This window comes from Streptomyces aidingensis, assembly GCF_900112355.1.
In the GTDB taxonomy this organism is placed as follows: domain Bacteria; phylum Actinomycetota; class Actinomycetes; order Streptomycetales; family Streptomycetaceae; genus Streptomyces; species Streptomyces aidingensis.
The window spans coordinates 57,615-80,657 of record NZ_FOLM01000024.1 but is presented as its reverse complement, the minus strand read 5'-3'; the positions used below and the strand labels follow the sequence as shown (position 1 = coordinate 80,657).

Here is a 23,043-nt window from a genome sequence, read left to right as displayed (position 1 = left end):
CTGGCGGTGGTCGGCCCGCTCAAGCGGTGCGGGAAGTCCCGCCTGCTGGAAGTGCTGATCGAGACGGTGCACGACCCGCTGATCACCGTCAACGCCAGCCCCGCGGCCATCTTCCGCTCCATCGACGCCAAGAACCCGCCCACCCTCCTGGTGGATGAAGTCGACACCCTCTTCGGCTCCCCCCGCGCGGCCGAGCGCAACGAGGAACTGCGCGGCCTGCTCAACGCCGGACACCAGCGCAACCGGCCCGCCCTGCGGGTCGTCGGCAACGAGCACACCCCGGTGAAGTTCGCCACCTTCGCCATGGCGGCACTGGCCGGGATCGGCGACCTGCCCGACACGATCATGGACCGCTCCATCGTCATCCGCATGCGCCGCCGTGCCCAGGGCGAGAGTGTGGAGTCCTTCCGCTTCGCCACCGACGCCCCCCTGCTGCACACCGCACGCAAACACCTCACCGCCTGGCTGCGCCCCCTGCACCGGCGCGCCATGAGGCTGCGGCCGCAGATGCCGGTGGAGGACCGCGCCGCCGACACCTGGGAGCCGCTCATCGCGGTGGCCGACCTCGCCGGCGGGACCTGGCCGCAGCGCGCCCGCACCGCCTGCCGGGTGATGACCGCCCAGGAAGCCGACAAGGACGAAGACGCCGGAACCAAGGTCCGCATCCTGGCCGACATCCGCCGCGCCTTCACCGCCGAGGGCGACCCCGCCCTGATCCGCACCACCCGCCTGCTGGAACTCCTCAAGGCCGACCCCGAAGCCCCCTGGACCGAATACGGCCCCCACGGCCTGACCTCCCGAGCGCTGCAACTGCTGCTGCGCGACTACGGCATCTCCTCCGCCAACCGCCGCTTCCCCGGCGGCACCCAGGCCAAAGGCTTCGCCCGCACCCAGTTCCTCGACGCCTGGACCCGCTACTGCCCACCACCCGCCGCAGCGGAACCCGCTCCCGTCGCGGACGCGGCCGGGGCCTGACCGTCCTCCACCCGTCCCACCCGTCCCCGCGCAGGTCAGCGCGGGGACGGGTCACCGGACCGGGACGAGTCGACCCGACATCACCGCCCCACCCGTACCTGCCCTGAACAGCGGCGGGACGAGTGGGACGAGACCACACCACCCCCGGGCCACCCCCGCACCCGGAACACACGCACATGGAGCCACCACCGTGCACCCCACCACCGGGCCCGCGATACCTCCGGCCGGGCACCGGGCCACCGGCTGGGACCGCGCTGCCATCACCGCGCTCGGCGCCGCCGGATGCGCCCTGTCCTACGACGCCCTCCAGCAGATGGCTGTCGCCATCCACATCCGCGGCCCGCTGACCTACCTCTTCCCCCTGGTCATCGACGGCTTCATCGCCTACGGCGTACGCGCCCTGCTCGTGATGCGCACCGCCGCCTTCCGCGCCCGCCTCTACGTCTGGACCCTCTTCGGCACGGCAACGGCCGCCAGCATCTGGTCCAACGCCCTGCACGCCGTCCGCCTCAACCAGCACACCCCACCCACAAGACTCCACCTCGACGACCTCACCGTCGGCACCCTGTCCACCCTCGCCCCACTCGCCCTCGCCGGCGCAGTCCACCTCCACATCCTCATCACCCGCCACGGCCACCAACCCCAGGCCGGGCCGCACCGGCGCAGCGTCCACACGCTCCTCGCTCCCAACACCGCAGTGGCCTTCGGCCCAGCCCCGGACCACCCGGACGAGGAAGCGGACCATGCGGACCAGACCGCGGACCACCACCCGGAACGGCAAAGCGAGGGACCGGCTCGGCCGGACCACCAGAAGGTGCGGCGGCGGGTTGGCCGGCCGCCCACCGCCAGCCTGGACGAACTGGTCCGCCTGGTCCGCCCGCTGACCACAGCGCACGAAACCCCCACCCGCGCCATGGTCCGCCAGGCCATCCGGTCCGCCGGACACCGCATCAGCGAAGACCGCCTCACCCAGGTCATGACCGCACTGCGGACCACCCCCACCACCTGACCACCCACCGGTCCGGGGCGGCTGACCGGAAATCCGCCCAGGTCACCGCCCCGGACCACCCCAGGGACCGGACCACGACCGGTCCACCCAGACCTGTCCGCTCATCACTCGGTCACCGGTCCGCCCACCGCCTGAACCAAAGCCAACCGCGGACCACACCACCCGCAGCCGGTCCACGACCAACCCCGACACGGCCACCCACGCACGAGAACCCCACGGACCACACCGTGCCGGACCCGGAAAACGGGCGCAGTCCGTGGGCCGGACACGGACCACCAACAAGGCCGTGGCACCACCCAGACCCGCCGGATCTCGACAAGTACCCACCGCCCCACCAGAAACGCGAGACTTCATGCCCAGCACACCACCCCACCAGCGCCAACGGCAGGACAACGCCCCTGAACCCACCGACCGCGCAGCAAGTTGTGCCATAAGGAATCCTTATGGCTTCTCCGCCCCGGGAGTGGCGGAGGACAGCCCCGGTGCCGGGGCGGCACCGGGAATGGTCGGCCCGGGGGTGCCGACCGAGGAAGGCGCGGGCCAGGGTGCGTCCGCCGCTTCGTCCCGGCCAGCGCGGCGTCGGCTGCGCCAGCCGAGGCTGCGCGCCGTTCGGATCTGCCCGCGCTACAGCCCGCAGGAGAAGCAGGAGATCCTCGCCGCTGCCAAGCGCTCGGGCATGCCCGCCGGCGGGTTCGTGGCCGCCGCGTCCCTGGCCGCTGCCCGCAGCGACAACCCCGAGGCGGCCGTGGCGGACCACCGGCGCACCGTGCGGGAGCTGATGGCCAGCAACCGGCAGCTCGCCGCGATTGGCAACAACGTCAACCAGATCGCCCGTCACCTCAACTCCGACGGCGACAAACCCGCCCTAGCTGCCTTCCAGCACCTCATCGCCCTGGTGGAGGCGGCCATAGCCGGTGTCGATGAGGCCGTCGGCCACGTGGTGCGGGGACGGGACGCGGCGTGATACCGAAGATCACCACAGGCAAGGGCGGCACCCGGCGCCTGATCGCCTATCTCTACGGCCCCGGCAAGCACAACGAGCACACCGACCAGCACATGATCGCCTCCTGGAACGGCTTCGCCCCCGACCCGCGCGCCGGCTCCCACCACACCATCGCCGAGCTCGCGCGCCAGCTCGACCAGCCCCTCGCCCTGCGCGGCGACCCCGCGCCCGCCACCACCGTGTGGCACTGCTCCCTGCGCGCCGCCCCCCAGGACCGCACCCTCACCGACGAGGAATGGGCCGACATCGCCCGGCGCGTGGTGGCCGCCACCGGCATCGCACCCGAAGGCGATCTTGAAGCCTGCCGCTGGGTCGCCATCCGCCACGCCGATGACCACATCCACATCGCCGCCACCCTCGTGCGGCAGGACGGCCGCATCGCCCGCCGCACCTACGACTACAAACAGGCCCAGGCCGCCTGCCGCCAGATCGAAACCGACTACGGCCTGCGCCGCCTCAACCCCGGCGACGGCACCGCCGCCAAACGCCCCACCAGCAAGGAACACTTCAAAGCCCACCGCCAGGGCCAGACCCGCACATCACGCGAGGTGCTGCGCACCCGGGTACGCCAGGCCGTGACCGCAGCAGCTAGCGAGGCGGAGTTCTTCGCCGTCCTGGACCGCATGGGCGTCATCGTCACCATCCGCGTCGCGCCCTCCGGAGACCTCCTGGGCTACACCGTCGCCCTCCCCGGCGATGTCAACGCCAAGGGGCAGCCGGTCACCTTCGCCGGCTCCACCCTCGCCCCCGACCTCTCCCTGCCCCGCATCCGCGAACGCCTGGCCGCCACCGACACCACCGCACCCGCTGCCGCTGCCGCTGCCGCTGCCGCAGCGAAGCGTCGCCGGCCCAACCCCTGGCACCAGGCCACCGCCGCCACCGACCGCATCCCCCACCTCCTCACCCACGACGGCGACGACGCCGCAGCCCAGGCACACCTGGCCGCCCTCGGCGAAGCCCTCGACGCCCTGCCCGCCCTCACCCCGCCAACCATCGCCACCGAACTCCAACACGCCGCCACCGCGTTCGAGCGCGCCACCCGCTCCCGCATCCGCGCCCAACACCACCAGGCCCGCGCCCTGCGCACCGCCGTCAAAACCATCCTGCGCACCCCCGCACCAGCCGACGACAGCGCGCTGGCCATGTTCCTCGACGCCGCGCTCCTCGCCGTCATCGCCGCACGCCACTGGCACCACATCCGCCACCACCGGCAACAGGAAGCCGCAGCACGCCAAGCCCTCACCCACCTCCACACCGCCTACACCCACACAGCCGCCGCGCCCCTGTCCGCACTCGCCCAGCACCAGCAGCCGCAGGACGCCACCCGCCGCTACACCCACCACCTGCGCCAGACCCTCCCCGAGTACGCAGAACAGATCCTGACCGACCCCGCATGGCCGGCCCTGCAAGCCGCCCTGGCCCTGGCGGAGAACACTGGGCACACACCCGGCGAGCTGCTCAATCGCATCGTCCGTCTCAGGAGCCTGGACGACGTCCGCTCACCCGCCCACGTCCTCATCTGGCGCATCCAGCGCCTCGCCGACCGGCCAGCACCCAGCGCACGCGCCCTCGCCGCCCAGGCACGCAGCATCCACAACCGCAGCAGCACGACACCAGCCACCGCCCTCGCCCAGCCCGCCCCGCAATCACCACCAGGAGCCCGAAGGCCCGCGCGCTGAACAACGCTGGACAACGCTGTGCCCGCCTACACCGGCGGGCACAGCAACGCCCCAAGCGTCACCCGGGCGGGTCCCGCGTCGAAGCGCGTACCTGTCAGCCGGCGAGGGTGGCGTGGAGATGGTGCTGCACCGGGCCGTACAGGCCGTAGGGAACGTACTGGGGGATGTCGGTGAGGGACACCCATGCGATTTCGGCGACTTCCTGGGGATCGGCGACGTGAGCGGTCCCACTGATCACTTCGCAGACGGTGTAGGAGATGCGCCTGCCGGTTGCCGGGTGGACGCGTTCGCCGAGCAGCTTGACTGCGGAGACGTGGAGGCCGGTCTCTTCCTTAGTTTCCCGCACGGCCGCGTCCTCCCGCGTCTCGCCGGGCTCCACCTTCCCGGCCGGGAACTGCCAGGAGAGGCTGCCTTCGCTGACCCGCCGCCGCACCATCAGGACCCGTCCCTCGTGAACGATGACGGCGGCGGCAACAGCCGGTTGCTCGTCTGCGGTGTGCTGGGACACGTCTTGCATCCTCCAGGGCGGCCGATGCGGGGCAGGGGGTGAGCCACCGGCCCATGACAGAAATTCCGGCTGCGGTCCCGGGCCATGGGCACGGGCTGAGTGGACAGACGGCCGGGGTGTCGGCGCCGGCCGCCCGGAAAGTCGGTCAGGGGCGGCGCAGTTCGCCGCGCTGGATGCCGGCGACGAAGGCGTCGTATTCGGCGTCGGTGAACAGGTGCGGGGGCTGGTCGGGGTTCTTGGAGTCACGCAGGGCGACGATCCCCTGGTCGAGGAAGGCGACCTGGACACAGGTCTGGCCGCCGCTGCTGGCGGTCTGCCAGGTGGCGCCGGTGAGCTGGTCGGCGATCCAGGCCGGGTCGAGGGCGTTCTTGTTCACGACAGGTCCTTGGCGATGGTGGTCAGGAGCGACAGCGAAGCCTTCGGCGACAGGGCGTCCGACTTCAGCAGATCGCTGGTGGTGCGGTACGCCTCCACCGTTTCGGGCTCGTTCATGTGCAGCAGTGCGCGCATGGATTCGATACACACGATGTCACGTCCGGTCGGAAACGACATACACATAAACGGCCCGTCCATTCCGGCATGGGCGCCGGCCCGGAACGGCAGGACCTGCAAGGTGATATTGGGGCTGGTGCGGGCCAGGTGGGCGAGGTGCTCGACCTGGGCGCGGGCGACCGCCCGGCCGCCGACCTCCTGCCGCAGCAGCCCTTCGGTGAGGACCGCCCAGATCTTCAGCGGAGGGCGGCGTTCCAGCATGTTCCGCTGGTGTTCCAGGCGGAGTTCGACCCAGCGGTCGATGTCTTCCGGAGCCTTCCACGCCCTGCTGCCCTCGGTCACCGCGCGGGCGTACTCGGGTGTCTGCAGCAGTCCGTGGACCGCGATCGGGTTGAAGACGAACAGGCCGGCGGCGCCCTCGACCTGGGAGAGGTAGTCGCCGAGCGGGTCGGCGACCATGCCGCCGTAGCGCTGCCACCAGTCCGGTTCGGCCGCCTTGCGCACCAGGTCCCGCAGCATCTCTTGCAGCGCGGGGTCGGTGATGCCGAAGACCTCGAAGAAGTGCGAGAGCTGCTGGATCTTGAGCGCCTGCACACCGTTCTCGATCTTGCTGACCGTGGAGAGGGACCGGTAGCCGAGACGGCGGGCCGCTTCCTCCTGGGTCCAGCCCAGATCCTCACGGATGCGCCGCAGTTCGGCTCCCAGCCGCCGACGGCGCGGGGTGGGCTCGACGGGCATGGTCACCTCCTCCCTTCACGGGAAAGCCTAGCGTCCGGGCCACCCCGAACGTTGAGCCATATAGCGCAGAGGAAAGACTTTCCTATACGCTACTTGCCCCAAGGATAGCTAGCGGACCATCAACGGTGCCGCGGCACGGAGGCGGTTCCGGCAGGCCCGGAACGCCGAGGCCGCCGCGCGCATCTGCCTGCGTCTTCTGGAGGTGCCCATGTCCGTCCTGCTGGTCGAGGTCGTACGACAGTGCCGGATCGCGCTGCCGGCCATCCGCGCCGAGGACATAGGCCCGGTCCGCAGGATCGTCCGGGCCCACCTGGAGATGTGGGGCAAGCTCTCTCTGTGCGACCTGGCGGAGCTGGGTATCAGCGAGCTCCTCGCCAACGTCCACCGCCACACGCCCGGCGACTGCGAGCTCCTGGTCCGGGAGACGTCCGACGGCATCCTGGTCTCGGTCACCGACTTCGACGAACGCCTGCCGACCCTGGACAGGCCCGACGACGAGGCGGAAAGCGGCAGAGGGCTCTACCTGCTGTCCGGCCTGGTCGACCAGATGGCCGTCGAGCCGCTGCTGTACGGAAAACAGATCTGGTTCAGGCTCCGCCACGCCACCGCGGGCTGCCTGAGAGAGGGGACCACAGGGTGACCGGCTCCATACCCGGGCCGCGGCCACCGGCCGCGGCCCGTCCGTCAGTGCTCTACCGGTGCACCTCGTACGCCGCTGTCGACGGCGCCGAGCAGGGCCAGTTGCTCGACTGGGACGTGCTGCCGAACGCGCGGGACGCGTACAAGCACCTGCGGCGCGCGGCGGCCGGTGTCAGCCAGGCGCTTCCGCGCAGCGTCGACAGCGGTCTGCGCACCTGGTTACAGGACCGGCAGGCACCACGCACACTCACCAGGACACTCGACGCCGGCGGAGAGTACGAGCTGGAACTGGCCGGCTCCGGCACCCGCCTGGTGCTCTCCGCCCGCCGCGTTCTCGCGCTCCCGCTGCTGACCCGCCGCAGCAGCCGCTGTCCCGCCCTCATCCTGCGCGGACGGCACCTGTGGGCCGAGATGCACACGGCGGCCGAGGACGCGCCGGACGGCTACGGCTGGGGAGCCGCGGCCGGACAGTGGAGATGGCTCTCGGGCAATTGCCGATCTTCGTCCGGTCTTGTCCGATCCAATCCCGTTGCACCGTGGACACGAGTAAGCAGGAGTTCCCCCAGGGCGACCTGTGCACCAACCGCTACCGCGAGGGCTACTACGCAGACCTGTTCGACCTGCGGTACCGCCCCGAGCTGGCCGCGAACTTCTCCGACGAGCCGGAGCCGGCCCGGTGAACCGACGACGACCGGAAGACCTGAAGGTCTGTGTCCTCCAGGTGCCGCCCTTCGACCCGGCCCGGATGCTCGGCGGTGCCGAGGTCGTCGCCGTGCACCTGGTACGCGCCCTCGCCTCGTCGGCCGACGTGACCGTCCTGCACGGATTCCCGGCCGACGCGCGGCCCGCCGGTTCCGCGGCGGAGCCCGGCTTCCCCGCCCGCGTGATCGCCGCATTCCCGCTGGACGAGCACGTGCGCGAGCACGGCCACATCAGCCCGCGCCTCACCGGTCCGGCACTCCGCAGCCTCCAGGAAGCGGACGTGATCGTCACCGTGGAACGCACCTTGGACCTCCCCGCCGACGCGCCCCGCATCGCGTGCCTGGGCGGAGTCGGCTACCCGCACACCCTCGACGTGCTCCGTCACCGGGCGTGGGACCGGCTGGTGGTCCCCTCCCCGTTCGTGGCCCGCCAGGTCCGCGAGCACGCGCCGCAGGCCGCGAACGTCTCGGTCGTGGCCAACGGGATCGACCTGACGCATTTCACCCCACGGCCCGCCGGCCAGGCCCGTGACCCCGTGGAGGTGCGGCTGCTGGTGGCCGGCCGCCCCGGCTGGGACAAGGGCTTCCGCCAGGCTCTCGGCCTGGCACGAGCGATGGAGGCCGGCGGCACGCCGACAACCCTGATGTGCTTCGCCCAGCCGGACGGATTCGGCGCGGCCGGCTTCACCGCGCAGCTCCGCCGCGAAGCCGAAGCCCACGCCGTCCGCCTGCGGATCATGCCCTGGCAGCCGCACCACCGGATGCCGGCGGTCTACCACCGGGCCGACCTGACCCTCTGCCTGGGTGATGCCGCCGAGGGCTTCGGCCTGGTCGCCGCCGAATCCGTCGCCTGCGGCACACCCGTGGCAGCCACTCCGTCCGGCTTCCTCGCCGACATGCTTCCGCCCGGCCATGGGCTGTACCTGGTCCCGCCGGGCGCCGACCCGGCGGAGCTCGTCCCCACGGCGCGCGAAGCGATGCGCCACGGCCCCGATCAGTGCCGCCACCGGGGGCGCCCGTACATCGGGAGCCACTACGGCCTGCCGCGCATGACCACGGCCTTCCGTCACCTGGTCGAGGAGCTGGCGGCGTGAGGACGGCAGAAGACTTCACCCGGCGGTCCTCCGGCGCCCGCCCGCGACACGGCGGCCCGCCAGTCCTGGCCGCCCGGCCACAGCATGCCGAGCTGGGAGCGGTAGCAGGCCACAGCGCCGAGCTTGGCCGCCAGGGTCTCCGGGGTGAACGGCACCCGCAGCGCCGGGCCGTCCATGTCCGGCTTGGACCAGGAGGCGTAGGGCTCGTCCTGCCAGCACAGCACCGGCAGCCCGCGGGCCGCAGCCGCCCGCAGAACCGCCCTGCGTGTCAGGACATGATCCACATGGCCGCCGGTGCCCACCGGGCCCAGCACCAGCGTGGCGCCCGTCGCCTCGGCCGCGCCGAGCACCAGCTCCGCCAGCCGCCGGTCCAGACCGGGATCGTCCGGCGGCACGGAGAACATGTCGCCGTCCTCCTCGCACACCCACCCTCCACCGGGCCGGCGCCGGTACACCGCGTCGGGCACGTCACCATGGACGGGTTGCGCGCCGAGCACCGCCATCGCCCCGGCGTCCTCGGCCCGCCGGGCCGAGACCGCGTCACCGTCCAGCCCGCAGCGTGCGTGGTGGCGCCCGGCCACGGCGGACAGCTCGGGCCCGGGGTCGCCGGCGAAGAGGGTGAGAACCGTCACAGGCCGGTCGGCCGCAAGCCGGGCAAGCGTCGCCCCCGCCGACAGCACGGCATCGTCCAGATGCGGGGAAACCGCCAGTACCGGCCCACCGCCTCCCTCCCAGAACCCGCCCACCCCGTGCTCCTTCCCGCGCCAGCTGCCGAATCCGCTGGTCGGAGGGCACGCGGGCGAGGCACCGCGCGGATACCTCTACCCTGGCTGAGTGCGTACTCCTCCGCCTCACCCCGGCAAGTCTCCCGCCCGCCGCGCCCGGCCGACGTCCGGTGGCCAGCCCCGCAGGCAGGGTGGGGGTACGTCCGTGCGCCAGGAGCGGGGCAAGGGCGGCCCGCCGCAGCCGCCCCGCTCGCGGCAGCAGAAGCCCGAGGCCGAGGACCGCGTCCGGCCCGGAATCACCCGCATGTTCGCCACCGCGATCCCCGGCCTGGCCCCGCTCGTCATCCGGGAGCTGAACGCGCTCCAGGGGATCGAGGTCACCGACTCCGGCTTCGACGGCCGCTCGGACTTCATCCTCTTCGACGTGGAACGGGGCGCCCGGGACCGGGTCTGGTCGGTGCACACGGTGGAGGACATCTTCGTCGAGGTCGGGCGCACGATGCGCTCCAGCGGCGACCGGCCGCACTGGATCGCCGGGCGCATCTGGCGTCCGGAGCGGGTGCAGCGTGCCCTGTCGGTGTGGGCGGACGAGGTCCGGCCGCTGGCCGGCTCGATGACGTTCCGGGTGATCGCCCGCGTCCTGCAGGAGCGCTCCTTCAAGCGCACCGACCTGCGCCGCCACGTGCACAACGCGGTCAGCAGCGACAAGCCGAAGTGGAAGTTCGCCGATCCGGCCCAGGTCGAGGTGTGGATCAGCGAGTACCGGCAGGGCCGCCTGGTGGCGGGACTGCGGCTGTCCGACGTCAGCATGCGCCAGCACGAGGGCCGCGAGGTGGAGCGGTCCGGCGCCCTGCGGCCGACCGTGGCCGCCGCCATGATCACCCTGGCCGGGGAGCCCTCCGGCACACTGCTCGACCCCTGCTGCGGCTCCGGCACCATCCTGCTGGAGGCGGCCGGCGCGGGCTGGACACCGGAAGGCTCGGACATCGACCCCGAGGCCGTGGAAATCGCCCGGCAGAACATCCCCGAGGCGCCGATCCGCCGCGCCGATGCCCGGGACCTCGACCTGGCCGACGGCTCGGTCGGGGCCTGCGTCTCCAACCTCCCCTTCGGCCAGCAGTACGAGGTCCAGGGCAACATGCAGGACTGGCTCCACACCGTCCTCACCGAACTGTCCCGCGTGACGCAGCGCGGCGGACGGGTCATCCTGCTGGCTCCGAGCATCCCGCGCTCGGCCGTCCCCGCCACCCTGCACCTGCGCGACCGCTACCCCATCCGGCTGCTGGGCACCAAGACGACGATCTGGGCGTACGACCGGGTCTGACCGTCCGCGCGAGCCCCGGCGGCGCCGACCGCCGGCATCCGCCGTCCCCGGCACGGAGGGCGGCATGAACGTGCGCCTCCTGGACGGCGACGGCCGGATCGCCCTCACCGTCGCCGCGGACCGGAGCCACGTGACGGTCACCTCGGCAGCCGGGAAACCCGTGGCCCGGGTGTCCGACGCCCACGAACTGGCTGCGGCGCTGGCCGAGCTGGCACCGCCCGGCACACCGCTGCTGCCCATGGCCGGCGAGCGGCCCTGGCCCACGGAGGCCGGGCACGCCGTGCTGCTGCTCGGGCTGTCGGCACGGTGGCCGTGGCTGGTGGAGTCCGCCGACCTGCGTACCTTCAGGCAGCACCACCTCACCCTTGCCTACGCGCTGCCGCTCGCCCTGGACGCCGAGTGGCGCCGCTGGGCCGAGCAGCATGCGAGTCTCCTCCTGCGCGGCGGCCAGCTCGTCCCCGTTCCCGCATCCGACCTGGTCGCCGTGGAGCCGTGCGGCGCGGTCGCCGTCCGGCACCGCCGGTTGCTGCGCCGCCACACCGCCACGGAAGTCAAGGAACACCAGGATTACGGCGACTTCCTCCGCCACTGGTCGGCCTTCACGCACTGGCGCTACGGCCGTCCCGTACCGGACCACGAAAGCGCCGCCCTGCTGGCCATCCTTGACACGAGCGGCGCCGTCGTGCGCGAGTTCATCCACCGGGGGGAGGTGATCGGCCGCTCCGTCGTATGCCTGCACGAGGCCAGCCGCACGGTCTTCGACCTCATGGCGACCTGGCAGCCATCCCACGCCCGCCTGCGACCCGGCATCTACTCCGCCGTGCACAGCCTTCTGGACGCCGCCGACCGCGGGCTGCGCTACTCACTGTGCTACGGGCAGTTCCCCTACAAGGACGACATCCTGGGAACCGCGGAACGGCTCGCCCTGGAAGACCTGCTCTTCCCCTGATGAGACCTCAGTGGACAACCAGATCGTCCAGCGCCGCGAGTGCTCCCGGGTCACTCGCCCCCTGCTCGAACGCGGCCCGCCGCTCCGGCGGGGTCCGGGCACGCAGGAACTCGACCCACCGCTGCCGGACCACCGGCAGGCCATAGTGCTCAGCCACGTACGCGGCAAGCCGCGGTGCCCGCGTCCGGGCCCCCCGCACCGCCGCGGCGAACTCCGAGGCGGACAGGCCGGCGAAGTCATCGACCAGGACCACTCCCGGCGCGATGTGGTTCGTCCCGCAGTCAGCACGACGGACCAGCGTCGGCACGTGGAAACCCAGCGGTTCGGAAACCATCCGCCCCCACGAGTCGCTGAGGGAGTTCACCAGCATCACGTCGATCGCCCGGTAGAAGGCACACATCCACTCCCAGTCCCCGTACAGGCCGGTGCGCAGATGTACCCGGTCCATGCCGGCGCGGCCGAACCGCCCCTCCCAGCGCCGCCGGATCACGTCCTCGGTGTCCTCCTCGTCCTCCACGACCAGAGCACACAGCAGGTGGGCCTCCTCGCCGGGAAGTCCGTTCAGGAAGCGCCCGACGACCTCCTCGATCCCCTTCGCGGGGTGGAGGAGACCGCCACACCCGTACAGCACCGCCTCGACCGGAATACCGAGCCGACGCCGCAGGGCGTCCCGGCCGTCGCCCCCGAGCGCTTCCTTCTGCGCGATCGGCAACAGCCCTACGGGCCGGCGCTTCAGGCCCGGTACCAGGGCCGACAGCCGGTCCCTGCCCCACTCGTTGAAGGTGTAGGGCACGACATGGTGCCCCAGCCCGAACAGTTCCTCCGCGTAGGCCGCCGGATCGACCCCGGCCGACGCCGGCACCTGGTCGTAGGGCGTGTCCGTCCCCCAGAACTCCAGCTTCCACACCACCAGCCGAGGCCCGTTAAGACGCCGCAGGACCTCCAGGGTGCGGCCGAAGAAGTTCGCCACCCGCAACCACACGGGACGCACCCGATCTATCTCCTGGACGATCTCGTCCACCGAGCGCGGGTCTGTCAAACGAGCGGTGTAACTCGGGTTGTTGAGGGCTACTGGCGGGCTGCGGAGAGTCGGCCGTCAAAGGTGATATCGAAGGCGTTCAAGGCTGTCTTCCAGCGCATCGTCCAGCGGGCTTGGCCCTTGCCGGTCGGGTCCAGCGACATGATCGCCATGTAGACACACTTCAAGGCGGCCTGCTCATTCGGGAAGTGGCCGCGGGCCTTGACCGCCCGTCGGATCCGCGCGTTCACGGACTCGATCGCGTTCGTGGTGCAGACGATGCGGCGGATCTCGGTGTCGAAGCGGAGGAACGGGGTGAACTCCTCCCACGCGTTCTCCCAGAGCCGCACGATCGCCGGATACTTCTTGCCCCACGCGTCGGCGAACTCCGCGAACCGATCGAGGGCCGCGTTCTCGGTCGCCGCGGTGTAGACGGGCTTGAGGAGCTTGGCGATCTTGTCCCAGTCCTGGCGGGCGGCATAGCGGAAGGAGTTCCGCAGCAGGTGGACTACGCAGGTCTGCACGATCGTCTTCGGCCAGACGGTCTCGACCGCGTCGGGCAGGCCCTTGAGCCCGTCGCAGACGAGCATGAGGACGTCGTTCACGCCACGGTTCTTGATCTCGGTGAGGATGTGCATCCAGTGTTTGGCACCCTCGCCGCCGTCGCCGGCCCACAGCCCCAGGATGTCCCGCCGGCCCTCGACGGTGACGGCCAGGGCCACGTAGATGGGCCTGTTCGCGACCGCGCCGTCGCGGATCTTCACGTGGATGGCGTCGATGAAGACCACCGGATAGACGGCATCGAGAGGCCGGTTCTGCCATTCAGCCATGCCTTCGAGGACCTTGTCGGTGATCGTGGAGATCGTCTGGCGCGACACGTCGGCGCCATAGACCTCGGCCAGGTGGGCCTGGACCTCGCCGGTGGTCAGGCCCTTCGCCGCGAGTGAGACGACCATCTCGTCGACGCCGGACAGACGCTTCTGGCGCTTCTTGACGATCTTCGGTTCGAAGGAGCCCTCGCGGTCGCGGGGCACGGTTATCTCCACCGGGCCGACATCGGTCAGTACGGTCTTGGCGCGGGTTCCGTTGCGTGAGTTACCGCTGTTCTTCCCTGCCGGATCGTGCTTGTCATAGCCGAGGTGGTCGGTGATCTCGCCCTCGAGAGCGGACTCGAGGAGCCGCTTCGTCAGCTGCTGGAGCAGCCCGCCCTCGCCGGTGAGCTGAAGGCCCTCGGCCTGGGCCCGGTCGACCAACTCGTCGATCAGCCGGTCGTCCACAGACTTCACCGGCGCGGTCTCAGACGGTTCGCCGACCTCGGCCTCGGTCACGTTGTTGCTGGTCATCGATGCATCTTCCATGATCGGGAGTTACACCGAACGTTTTACAGTCCCAGCCCTCCAGGGCTGATCACGGCCGGCGTGGCAGCGCAGGCTCGGCTACTCCGGGCGGGACGCGTTGCAAGCCCTCCAGGGCTGATCACATGTCGTCGGCCAGCACCAGGCCGAGCATGGATGCGGCGCGTTGCAAGCCCTCCAGGGCTGATCCCCGAGAGTAAAGCCGCAGTTGAGAACGGCGTCTAGGTTGGCTGGTGGGTCGATTTTTGCAGCGACCCGGCGGTAGTGCATCTGGGCTGGTCAGGGTGTTATGGGGGATGCTCGGATTGTCCTCAGAGTAGCGCTTGGCGGCGTCTTGGTGTCGATTGTCAGTGGCGGCCGGTAGCTTGCCGACCCAGTGCCAGCGGGTCACCTTCGCGAGGGTACGCGCGTGCCGGTGACCGATCATCCATAGCACAGCGCAGCCGGTTAGGAGCGAAGTCGTGAGAAAGGCTGATATTGCGGATGTGGGGAAGTTGTCTCCAAGGCACTGCACGACTGGAGTGCTGAGCAGGCAACTGGCCTAGGCCAGAGCAAGAGTTGGGGGGGCGTGGTGCGCGTCAGGGTGGACGTGGAGCCGGATGCGTCGAGCCTGCGGTGGGAAGACGTACACGGGCCGGCTCGTGGTGTGGTGTACGGGTTGTTGCGCGGTCAGGACGCCGCTTTGGCGGATGCGCTGCACGACAGCGGCTGGAAGGGGCATGTCCTCAAGCCATTGGGGGTGACGAGCCCGCAGTTCAAAGGTGCTCCCAAAAAGAAGGGCGTGTACACCACCTCGTCGGAGGGGTCGGTGTGGTTCGGTTCGCCGGTCCCGGAGATCGCGGCGGCGCTGGTTGCCGGGCTGGCGACTCGAAAGGAACTCGTGTGGGGAGCGGCGCGGCTGCGGATGAAGGGCTTCGCGCTGGAGACCAGTGCCCCGGTGGCCGACGGTCCGGTGGAGCTGGAGACGGCCACGCCGGTCATCGTCAAGCACGAGAGCAGGCACTTGCTGCCTGGTGATGAGCACTTTCTTGAGCGGTTGCAGCACAACTTGGCGCACAAGGCCGATGTGCTCGGGCTTCCCGCGCCGTCCGGGCTGCGTGTCCTGGAGGCGGGTCCCCGCCGGCGGTTCACCGTACGGGGAGCGCCACGCATTGGGGCTCAGGTGCGGGTCTTCATGGAGGCCGACGCCCGGTTCGTGGAGGCTCTACGGTGCTGGGGCATGGGGCTGGACACGGTGCAGGGCTTCGGGTGGGTGCGGTGAGCGGAAGCATGGTCGCCGGGACGGCGGCGCCGCTCATCCTCACTAGCCACCCCCTTCAGCGGGCGGGGGCGTGGGCGGTCGCGGTGATGGCCAGCCGGCCGTCGCCGCAGGAGGTGAGCACGGACGATCTGGACGGGGTCGCGTCCCGCCTGGTGGAGGACGTCACCGCCGCGGCCGTGGCCGCGAAGGAGACCGCCGCCTACGACTGGTGGAAGGTGCTCTTCGCGCTCTACCCGAATTCGAAGGCCACGCACAGCAAGCGGCCCCGCGACCGGGCGGCGCTGCGGGAGAGTATGGCGGAGCTGTTCGCCGCCGATCCGGCGGGGGCGGTGACCCGGCCGTGCACCTTCTGCGGGATGCCGGCCTCGGCAGTGTGGACGAAGTCGAACCTGCCGATGTTCGACACCAACAAGGCCCTGAACACTCTTCCGCCGGGAGTTCCGGGCTGGCCGGTGTGCCGGGGCTGCCGGATCTGCGCCTGGGCGCTGCCCTACGCCGCATGGGTGACGGCCGGCTCGGCGACGGTCCTGACCTGTGAGAGGGACGAGGCCGAGGCGTCGTTCGCCCGGCGCAATGTGCTGCGAGCGCGTCGGGTGATGCAGTTGGGGTTCGACGGGCTGCCGGTGGGGGCCCGTGCCGAGCTGGTCGCCGCGCGGGCGCTGCGGGCGCTGCCGCCGCGCCTGCCCGCCGGCACCACGCTGTGGAGTTTCAAGAACGACAACCAGGAGCCGTGGCTGAGGGTCACCCGCACCCGCCGCGCCGTTCCGGTCTTCCTGGCAGCCGTCACGGGGAGCGCCGAACTGCGCCGCGGGTGGCGGCTGCTGGAGCGGTCGCTGACGTACCGGGACCGCAGTGGCCAGGTCACGGTGAGCGGCCCGGACGAGGCGGCGCGGCTGCTGTTCGAGGCCGAGGACGGTCGCAGCCGGTCGCTGCTGATGCAGCTGCACCGGCTGCTGAGCTCTGAAGACCGTTCCTGGCGAGCAGTGGACCGGGCTTCCCTCACCAGGCTCGCCTTCACCTATGCCAAGGATGTACTGGGGATGACGACAGATCTGGAACCCGTGGCCGAGCTGATCGCCGACTGGATCGAGCACGGCAGCGGCAGCCCTCGCGGGCGGCTGGCGGAGTACCGGGCGGTGGCGCTGAGCGACTACAAGTTGGGGGCGCTGCTGCTCCAGGCCCAGTACCGGCTGACGATGGACGGCCGCCGGGTGGCGGCGGGTCCGCAGCACTGGAAGCCGCTGATCGAGCAGCGGCCCCGCGGCTGGGAGCAGCGCATGCTGCTGGGTGCCACCGTCTTCCGGCTTCTGCAGGAGCGGGGGGTGGCCATTGCCGCGGAGTCCGCGGAGCGCTCGGAGGACGAGCGGGACGACTCGTTGGCGGACCTGCTGGAGCAGCCGCCGCTCGGGCTCGACGAAGACGATGAGATGGGACCGGCGTAATGGCTTATCTGGCAGGCAAGATGGTGCTCGCCGTGGAGGCGGGCGCTCCCAACAACGGGAAGGGCGAGGAGACCACGGCCCGGGTGAAGTTCGCCCGTATCCGCGGCCGTCGCTACCCCTACATCTCGGCGCAGGCGGTCCGGCGCTGGGTGCGGGACGGCATGGTGGAGCTGGGCGCGGTTCCCTCGCCCGTCACCCGGGTGGGCAAGGCGCAGAACAAGGCGCAAAAGGCCAACACCGAGGCCGATCCGGTGAAGTATGCCGACGACGATCTCTTCGGTTACATGCGGGCCGGGGCGAAGAAGGACGATGCGGCCACCACACTGCGGGACAGCCCGTTCATGCTGGGCACCTTGATGTCGGTCGAGCCGGTGACGGTGACGGAGGACTTCGGGGTCATGTCCCGCGGGGTCACCGAGCCCGTGCTGCACGGGCACGAGTTCTACACCGCCGACCTGGCCGCCCCGTTCCTGCTGGACATGCCCCGCATCGGCACCTTCACCCTGCCCAACGCCAGTGGGGTGGGCCGGCCCAACTACCTGAGCCAGGAACAGGCACTCCAGGTGGCGCAGGCCGTCACGGCGGGCGCCACGACCATCGACTTCCGCCACCAGAGCGCCGTGCGGCTGCCCATCGCGGAACGCCGCAACCGTGCCGCGCTGCTGCTGGAGTCGCTGGCGCACCTGAGCGGCGGTGCCAAGCAGGCCCTGCACTACGGCGACCGGGTGCCAGCGCTGGTGGTGCTGGTGCCGTTCAAGGGCGGCATCAACCCGCTGGCGCACTGCATCGACGGCGAGGAGGGGAACGGCCTGCGGGTGCGCGGCGATGTGCTGCGCCGGGAGCTGGCGGCGTGGGACGGCGAGTGGGAGGCGCCGGTCCGCATCGGCTGGCGTCCCGGTTTCCGTGACCGGCTGCGCGAGGACTTCGAGAAGGAATGCGCGGAGGAGATCGAGGCGGGGAAGTTCGTCATCGACCACCCCCGGACGATCCTGCGGAGCCTGGCGGCCGAGCTGCGCCGGGGGGACCTCGACCACTGGTTCGACGACCCGCGCGGTGATGCGGGCGTTGCGGGTGATGCCGGTGCGGCCTGAGTCCGTCCGGGCGTGGCGGGCGGAGTTCTGGGCGCCCGTGGCGTCCTTCCGCGATCCGCTGTTTCCGGGCCTGAGCCGCGGGCTGCCGCTGCCCCCGCCCTCGACCGTGCGGGGACTGCTGGCGGCGGCCACCGGTGAGCCGGAGGAGACGCTGCCCCTGGGGATCGCCGCGAAGGCGGACGGCAAGGGCGTGGACGCGGAGACGTATCACCCGATCGCCGCGGACGGCTCCAATCCGGCCGTCTCGGGGCGCGTGCGGGCGGGCAAGGGCGGCATGACCATCCGGGACCGTCCCTTTCTCGCGGATGTGCACCTCACGGTGTGGCTGCCGGGCGCGGACGGGGAGCGCATCGCGATGGCGCTGCGCCGGCCCCGTTTCGCACTGCGGCTGGGCCGGTCCCAGGACATCGTCCACCCGCGCGAAGTGACGCCCGTCGAGCTGCGCCGCACCGAGGAGGCGGTGGTGGATCACACGCTGGCACCGGTCGACGGCCACACCGTCCCGTCGGCCGTCGTGCACCGGATGGCGGCCCGCGTCTCGATCGACCGCCTCACCACCACCTGGACCGACTACCTGTGGTGCGACGCCCCCACCGGCCGGTGCCAGGTCCGGAACGCCTACCGGGACGAGGAGACGGGTCAGGCGGTATGGCTCCTCCCCGCATGACGGATGACTCCACGCGCCCCGGACCCCCACCGGCCGGCCCGGGGCGGCACCTGCTGGACGCGGTGCGCGCGAAGTCCAGGCCACGGCACGACCCGGAACGTCTCACCACGCACTCCCGCACGGTGCGGGAGACCGCGGGACAGGTCGAGGCACGGGTGACGGACGCCGGCATCCTGGCGGCCTCTCCCGCCTTCTGGTCCCGGGTACGCATCGCCGCGCTGCTGCACGATGCGGGCAAGGTCGCGGAGGGCTTCCAGATGCAGATACGCCCCGGCGGGCGGCCCTGGGGCGAACGGCACGAAGTCCTCTCCCTGGCCTATGTCGATCTGCTGTCTTCGGCGGCCGGCTGGAGCGACGAGGACCGGTTGATGATCGCCACCCTCGTCGCGACGCACCACCGGGCGCTGTACTCCTCGTCCTCCGGCGGCAGCGCCGGCGGCAAGCCCAGCCTCGCCCAGCAGTACAGCGAACACACCCGCTGGGACGAGGCGTTCACTCTCACCCCGCACCCGGGCGGGCCGGTGGTCCAGGTGCCGCGCGCCCGGCACCGGGAACTCCTCGCGTGGTTCTGCGAGACCCTGGCCGTCGCCCCACCGCCCCCGGCCACCGGCGGCCCCACCCTTGCCGACCGGGCACGGCACCTCTTCGAGCAGATCCTGGACGAGTGGTACGAGCCCGTCTCCGCCGACCAGGGGCTCCTGGCCGTACTGGCACAGGGGGCACTGACCCTGGCGGATCATGCGGGATCGGCCCATGTGGCCCTGCAGACCCACCTGCCGCTGCCCGCCGACTATCTCCAGCGCCTGCCATACACACCCCACCTGCACCAGCGGTGGGCCGCCGACACCCAAGGCCACCTCGTTCTCATCTCTCCCACCGGCAGCGGCAAAACGGAAGCGGGGCTGTCCTGGGCCGCGGCCCAGCTTCCCGCCATGCCGGCCCTGCCCCGGGTCGTGTGGACCCTGCCCTACCGGGCCTCCCTGAACGCCGCGCGCCGTCGCTTCGAGCGAAGCCTTATTCCCGCTCCCGGGGAGCAGAAGCCCGACATCGGTCTGCTGCACGGCACAGTCGCCCACACCCTGCTGGCACGTGCGGTGGAGGACGAGTGCCCGGACGGGACCACGGCACCGACCGCACCGACCGCGGCGCTGGCACGCCAGGCCACCGCCCGCGCGGCTGCCATGCGGCTGTTCACCCAGCGCCTGCGCGTGGCCACGCCCCACCAGCTTCTCAGCGCCGCCATCGCCGGCCCCGTCTACTCCTCCGTCCTGCTGGAGCAGGCCAATTCCCTCTTCGTCATGGACGAGCTCCACGCCTACGAGCCGGAGACCTTCGGCAGGCTGTGCGCCGCCATGAAGCTGTGGGAACGCCTCGGCAGCCGGGTCGCCGTACTGTCCGCCACGCTCGCCCCGCCCATGACGAAGCTCATCCGGGAGAGCCTCGCCCAAAAGGTGACCGTCCGCCGGGCACCGCCAGGAACCAGCCCGGTCCGGCATCGCCTGGTCCTGGACGAAGCTCCGATGACCTCGCCCGAGAGCATCGAACGGTTGCGCACGTCGCTCGCCGAAGGCCACAGCGCGCTGGTCGTCGTCAACACCGTCGCCACCGCCCAGCAGCTCTTCCGGCAGCTCAAAGAAACCGCCCGCGCGACCTGCCCCGGTGATCCGGACGCCGCCCTGCTTCTGCACTCCCGCTTCAAGAACCGCGACCGCGACGCCATCGAACAGCGGCTGCTGGAGCGGCATCCCGAGCGCCGCCCCGGTGAACCGGGCCGGCGGCGCGGAGGGCTCGTCGTCGCCACCCAGACAGTGGAAGTCTCCCTTCAGCTCGACCTCGACCGCGGAGCCGTGGAATGCGCCCCCGCGGAGGCCGTCGCGCAACGCGCCGGCCGGGTCAACCGGCGCGGGCTCCATCCGGAGGGTCCGGTGGAGTTCCGCATTCATCACAGCGACACCGGGCGGCCCTATGACCCCGCTGCTGTCGCCGCCGCATGGTCGGCCCTGACCACACTGGCCACGGAAGGGAAGACCGCCCTCAGCGAGCAGGACATCGACCGGCTCCTGGAGCTCGCCTACGACACCGAGTGGGGACGCCGATGGGCGGACACGGCGCGGCAGGCGCGCGACGAGTTCGCCGAGACCTTCCTCACCTTCGCCGACCCCTTCCACGATCGCTCGGAATTCGCCGACCGGCTCCGCGAACAGTTCGACAGCGTCGAGGTCCTCCACCGCGACGACGTGGACGAGTACCGGGAGCTGACGGAAGAGCCGGAAGGCCACCGCCTGCTGGCTTCCGGCCTGCTCATTCCCCTGCGGTTCACGCAGCTCAAGACCTACAACGCGCTATACGACCGTTCACTCGGCGTCCATGTGATCGAGGGTGAGTACCACGAGACCACCGGCCTGGAGCCGCCGAGCGAGCCGGAGACCATCCTGTGAACCGTCCCGGACCCGGCCCGGCCGACGAGTCGGCCGCACTCGGCGGAGTCCACATCAAGTACCTCCACCACTGCCCCCGCCAGCTCTGGCTCTACAGCCGCGGATACCGGCCCGAGCAGCGCAGCGACCTCGTGGCCTTCGGCGAGGTGGTGGACGACACCACCTTCACCCGCCGCCGGGACATCGACCTCGGCGAGGCGAAGATCGACTGGGTGACCACGGGAGCGGTCGTCCACGAGACCAAGTCCTCGCGCACGCCCTCACCCGCCCATGCCGCACAAGTGCGGCACTACTGCCTCCTGCTGGAGCGACGGGGAATCACCGTCAAGGGCGGCACCATCCACTACCCGCTGATCCGCCGCACCGTGGACGTCACCTGGAACGCCACCGCCCGCGCCGACGCCGAAAGGTCGGAGGCAGAAGCCCTTTCCGTGATCGCCGCCGGCACCGCCCCGGCCCGCCTGGCCAGGGCGCGATGCCGCGGCTGCTCCTATCTCGACTACTGCTGGGGAGACTGATGCCCGCCGTCGGCCGCACCTACTGGCTGACCGAACCGTGCCGCATCCGCCGCGAGGACAACAGCGTCCGCATCGAACGCGCCGATGGCAGCCCGGTCCGCCTCCCCGTCACCGACATCCGCGACTTCGTCGCCTTCGACCACGTGGACGTCAACACCTCCGCGCTCTCCCTGCTGAGCCGCAACGGCGTCACCCTCCACGTACTCGACCACTACGGCAACCACGCCGGACACTTCACCCCCTCCGAGTCCATGGCCTCGGCCGGCGTCGTCAGGCGCCAAGTGGAACTCACCGCCGACCCCGAACTGCGCGCCACCGTAGGCCGCTCACTCGTCCTGGCCACCGCGGACAACCTCCGCTGGGCCCTGGACACGCACCTCCTCGACACCGCCCTGGACACCCTCCGCTCCGCCCTGCCGGACGCCAAGGACAGCGACGAAATCATGGGCCAGGAAGGCAACTACCGGCGTACCGGATGGGCCGTCCTCGACACCATGCTGCCCGCCTGGCTCCGGCTCGACGGCCGCAGCCGCCGGCCCCCGACCAACGCGGGCAACGCCTTCATCAGCTACCTCAACGCCCTGGTCTACGCCCGCGTGCTCACCGCGCTGCGCACCACGCCGCTGCACCCGGCCATCGGCTTCCTCCACTGCGAGACCGACCGGCGCCGCAACACCCTCGCCCTCGATCTCGCCGAACCCTTCAAACCGCTCTTCGCCGAACGACTCCTCAAACGAGCCGCAGCCCAGAAACACCTCACCCAGGCCGACTTCGAAAGCGACGTCGGCAGGGCCTCCCTCAGCAAGCAGGGCCGCAAGAAGGTCGCCGCGCTGATGAAGGAAGAGCTCGCTACCACGGTCCACCACCGCAAGCTCAAGCGGAAGGTCAGCTACGAGGAGTTGATCCACCTCGAAGCCCTCAAGATCGTCCGCCTCTGCCTCGAGGGAACCCCGTACAAGCCGTTCCGCCCCTGGTGGCGATCACGATCTTCGTCATCCTGGTCTATGACACGGCCGCCGAGCGCAACCCCAAGGTCCTCAAAACCTGCCGCAAGTACCTGCACTGGACCCAACGCAGCGTCTTCCAGGGCGAACTCTCCACCGCCCAGTACCGCGCCCTGATGGCCTCCCTGGCGGAGAAGATCAACCACGACTACGACAGCATCGTGACCTTCACCGCCCGCTCCCCCGACATGCTCCACACCACCACCCTCGGCGTCTCCCTCGGCGGCCCCACCGAAATTCTCTGAACTCGGGATGGGAAGGCCTCCATAGATGCCCTTGCCGACAAGGAGGAGCCCTCCAGGGCTGATCACGACACCAGGAGGTGGACGCGCCCGAGCCGGAGCCCATGTTGCGAGCCCTCCAGGGCTGATCACGGACCCGGGACTGTCCCGCCCACCGCCGTACGCGCCACC

Annotated in this window: 23 protein-coding genes and 1 pseudogene; 17 read left to right on the top strand and 7 right to left on the bottom strand. The window is 71.0% G+C overall.

The window, feature by feature from the left end:
- From BM242_RS26780 to BM242_RS26765, 4 genes are all read left to right on the top strand, one after another.
- Positions 1–975: DUF3631 domain-containing protein (locus BM242_RS26780; RefSeq protein WP_093841535.1), on the top strand; the 975-nt coding region annotated here is incomplete at its 5' end.
- Positions 976–1,165: 190 nt separating this feature from the next.
- Positions 1,166–1,984: a DUF2637 domain-containing protein gene (locus BM242_RS29710; protein ID WP_245834556.1), complete on the top strand. Its 819-nt coding sequence runs from the start codon at positions 1,166–1,168 to the stop codon at positions 1,982–1,984.
- A gap of 463 nt (positions 1,985–2,447) precedes the next feature.
- A complete protein-coding gene (locus tag BM242_RS26770) occupies positions 2,448–2,948 on the top strand; it encodes a MobC family plasmid mobilization relaxosome protein (RefSeq protein WP_245834555.1) in 501 nt (166 codons plus the stop codon).
- The gene (locus BM242_RS26765) at positions 2,945–4,666 is read left to right on the top strand and encodes a relaxase/mobilization nuclease domain-containing protein (protein WP_175541592.1); all 1,722 of its coding nucleotides are present in this window, start codon (positions 2,945–2,947) and stop codon (positions 4,664–4,666) included. Before BM242_RS26770 ends, BM242_RS26765 begins: the two co-directional genes overlap by 4 nt.
- Before the next feature lie 94 nt (positions 4,667–4,760).
- Here the strand turns inward: BM242_RS26765 and BM242_RS26760 are convergent, their stop codons facing one another.
- The 3 genes from BM242_RS26760 to BM242_RS26750 form a co-directional block, all read right to left on the bottom strand.
- Positions 4,761–5,174 carry an NUDIX hydrolase gene (locus BM242_RS26760; RefSeq protein WP_245834554.1) on the bottom strand — a complete coding sequence of 138 codons (414 nt, stop codon included), beginning with the start codon at positions 5,172–5,174 and terminating at the stop codon, positions 4,761–4,763.
- A 145-nt stretch (positions 5,175–5,319) separates the two neighbouring features.
- A complete protein-coding gene (locus tag BM242_RS26755; protein ID WP_245834553.1) occupies positions 5,320–5,550 on the bottom strand; it encodes a DUF397 domain-containing protein in 231 nt (76 codons plus the stop codon).
- On the bottom strand, positions 5,547–6,404 hold the full coding sequence (locus BM242_RS26750) for a helix-turn-helix domain-containing protein (protein WP_093841521.1): 858 nt from the start codon (positions 6,402–6,404) through the stop codon (positions 5,547–5,549). Before BM242_RS26750 ends, BM242_RS26755 begins: the two co-directional genes overlap by 4 nt.
- A gap of 208 nt (positions 6,405–6,612) precedes the next feature.
- Between BM242_RS26750 and BM242_RS26745 the strand changes: the two genes are divergently transcribed.
- The 3 genes from BM242_RS26745 to BM242_RS26735 all read left to right on the top strand — a co-directional run bounded on the left by BM242_RS26745 (position 6,613) and on the right by BM242_RS26735 (position 8,838).
- Positions 6,613–7,044 carry an ATP-binding protein gene (locus BM242_RS26745; protein WP_093841520.1) on the top strand — a complete coding sequence of 144 codons (432 nt, stop codon included), beginning with the start codon at positions 6,613–6,615 and terminating at the stop codon, positions 7,042–7,044.
- Positions 7,045–7,579: 535 nt separating this feature from the next.
- Positions 7,580–7,723 (top strand): hypothetical protein, encoded by a 144-nt coding sequence (locus BM242_RS29705; protein ID WP_175541591.1) that lies wholly within the window; start codon positions 7,580–7,582, stop codon positions 7,721–7,723.
- Positions 7,720–8,838, top strand: a complete 1,119-nt coding sequence (locus BM242_RS26735) for a glycosyltransferase family 4 protein (protein ID WP_139238464.1) — start codon at positions 7,720–7,722, stop codon at positions 8,836–8,838. Before BM242_RS29705 ends, BM242_RS26735 begins: the two co-directional genes overlap by 4 nt.
- Here the strand turns inward: BM242_RS26735 and BM242_RS26730 are convergent.
- Positions 8,811–9,584, bottom strand: a complete 774-nt coding sequence (locus BM242_RS26730; RefSeq protein WP_093841517.1) for a PIG-L deacetylase family protein — start codon at positions 9,582–9,584, stop codon at positions 8,811–8,813. The genes BM242_RS26735 and BM242_RS26730 overlap by 28 nt on opposite strands.
- Before the next feature lie 184 nt (positions 9,585–9,768).
- Between BM242_RS26730 and BM242_RS26725 the strand changes: the two genes are divergently transcribed.
- Both BM242_RS26725 and BM242_RS26720 read left to right on the top strand, forming a co-directional pair.
- Positions 9,769–10,887 carry a TRM11 family SAM-dependent methyltransferase gene (locus BM242_RS26725; protein WP_093841516.1) on the top strand — a complete coding sequence of 373 codons (1,119 nt, stop codon included), beginning with the start codon at positions 9,769–9,771 and terminating at the stop codon, positions 10,885–10,887.
- Positions 10,888–10,951: 64 nt separating this feature from the next.
- Entirely contained in the window at positions 10,952–11,836 is an 885-nt protein-coding gene (locus BM242_RS26720; protein ID WP_093841515.1) for a GNAT family N-acetyltransferase, read from the top strand.
- 7 nt (positions 11,837–11,843) lie between these two features.
- Here the strand turns inward: BM242_RS26720 and BM242_RS26715 are convergent, their stop codons facing one another.
- The 3 genes from BM242_RS26715 to BM242_RS29070 form a co-directional block, all read right to left on the bottom strand.
- Positions 11,844–12,857, bottom strand: a complete 1,014-nt coding sequence (locus tag BM242_RS26715) for a glycosyltransferase family protein (protein ID WP_139238463.1) — start codon at positions 12,855–12,857, stop codon at positions 11,844–11,846.
- A 47-nt stretch (positions 12,858–12,904) separates the two neighbouring features.
- Positions 12,905–14,197, bottom strand: coding sequence for an IS256 family transposase (locus tag BM242_RS26710; RefSeq protein ID WP_093841513.1), 1,293 nt, complete (start codon positions 14,195–14,197; stop codon positions 12,905–12,907).
- A 133-nt stretch (positions 14,198–14,330) separates the two neighbouring features.
- A complete protein-coding gene (locus BM242_RS29070) occupies positions 14,331–14,600 on the bottom strand; it encodes a hypothetical protein (protein ID WP_139238462.1) in 270 nt (89 codons plus the stop codon).
- A gap of 192 nt (positions 14,601–14,792) precedes the next feature.
- Here BM242_RS29070 and cas6 point away from each other — a divergent pair, with 192 nt between their 5' ends.
- The 8 genes and pseudogenes from cas6 to BM242_RS26670 form a co-directional block, all read left to right on the top strand.
- Positions 14,793–15,470, top strand: a complete 678-nt coding sequence (gene cas6, locus BM242_RS26705) for a CRISPR-associated endoribonuclease Cas6 (RefSeq protein ID WP_245834552.1) — start codon at positions 14,793–14,795, stop codon at positions 15,468–15,470.
- Positions 15,467–16,912: a hypothetical protein gene (locus tag BM242_RS26700; RefSeq protein WP_245834551.1), complete on the top strand. Its 1,446-nt coding sequence runs from the start codon at positions 15,467–15,469 to the stop codon at positions 16,910–16,912. Before cas6 ends, BM242_RS26700 begins: the two co-directional genes overlap by 4 nt.
- Entirely contained in the window at positions 16,912–18,003 is a 1,092-nt protein-coding gene (gene cas7i / locus BM242_RS26695; RefSeq protein WP_093841512.1) for a type I-B CRISPR-associated protein Cas7/Cst2/DevR, read from the top strand. Before BM242_RS26700 ends, cas7i begins: the two co-directional genes overlap by 1 nt.
- Positions 17,993–18,670, top strand: coding sequence for a CRISPR-associated protein Cas5 (gene cas5, locus BM242_RS26690; RefSeq protein WP_425443938.1), 678 nt, complete (start codon positions 17,993–17,995; stop codon positions 18,668–18,670). The genes cas7i and cas5 overlap by 11 nt, the downstream gene beginning before the upstream one ends.
- Positions 18,667–21,108, top strand: a complete 2,442-nt coding sequence (locus BM242_RS26685) for a CRISPR-associated helicase/endonuclease Cas3 (RefSeq protein WP_093841510.1) — start codon at positions 18,667–18,669, stop codon at positions 21,106–21,108. Before cas5 ends, BM242_RS26685 begins: the two co-directional genes overlap by 4 nt.
- The gene (locus tag BM242_RS26680; RefSeq protein ID WP_093841509.1) at positions 21,105–21,626 is read left to right on the top strand and encodes a CRISPR-associated protein Cas4; all 522 of its coding nucleotides are present in this window, start codon (positions 21,105–21,107) and stop codon (positions 21,624–21,626) included. The genes BM242_RS26685 and BM242_RS26680 overlap by 4 nt, the downstream gene beginning before the upstream one ends.
- Entirely contained in the window at positions 21,626–22,747 is a 1,122-nt protein-coding gene (gene cas1b, locus BM242_RS26675; RefSeq protein ID WP_245834549.1) for a type I-B CRISPR-associated endonuclease Cas1b, read from the top strand. The genes BM242_RS26680 and cas1b overlap by 1 nt, the downstream gene beginning before the upstream one ends.
- A pseudogene (locus BM242_RS26670) lies at positions 22,675–22,875 on the top strand (CRISPR-associated endonuclease Cas2); the annotation flags it as partial. The gene cas1b and the pseudogene BM242_RS26670, both read left to right, overlap by 73 nt.
- Positions 22,876–23,043 lie beyond the last annotated feature (168 nt).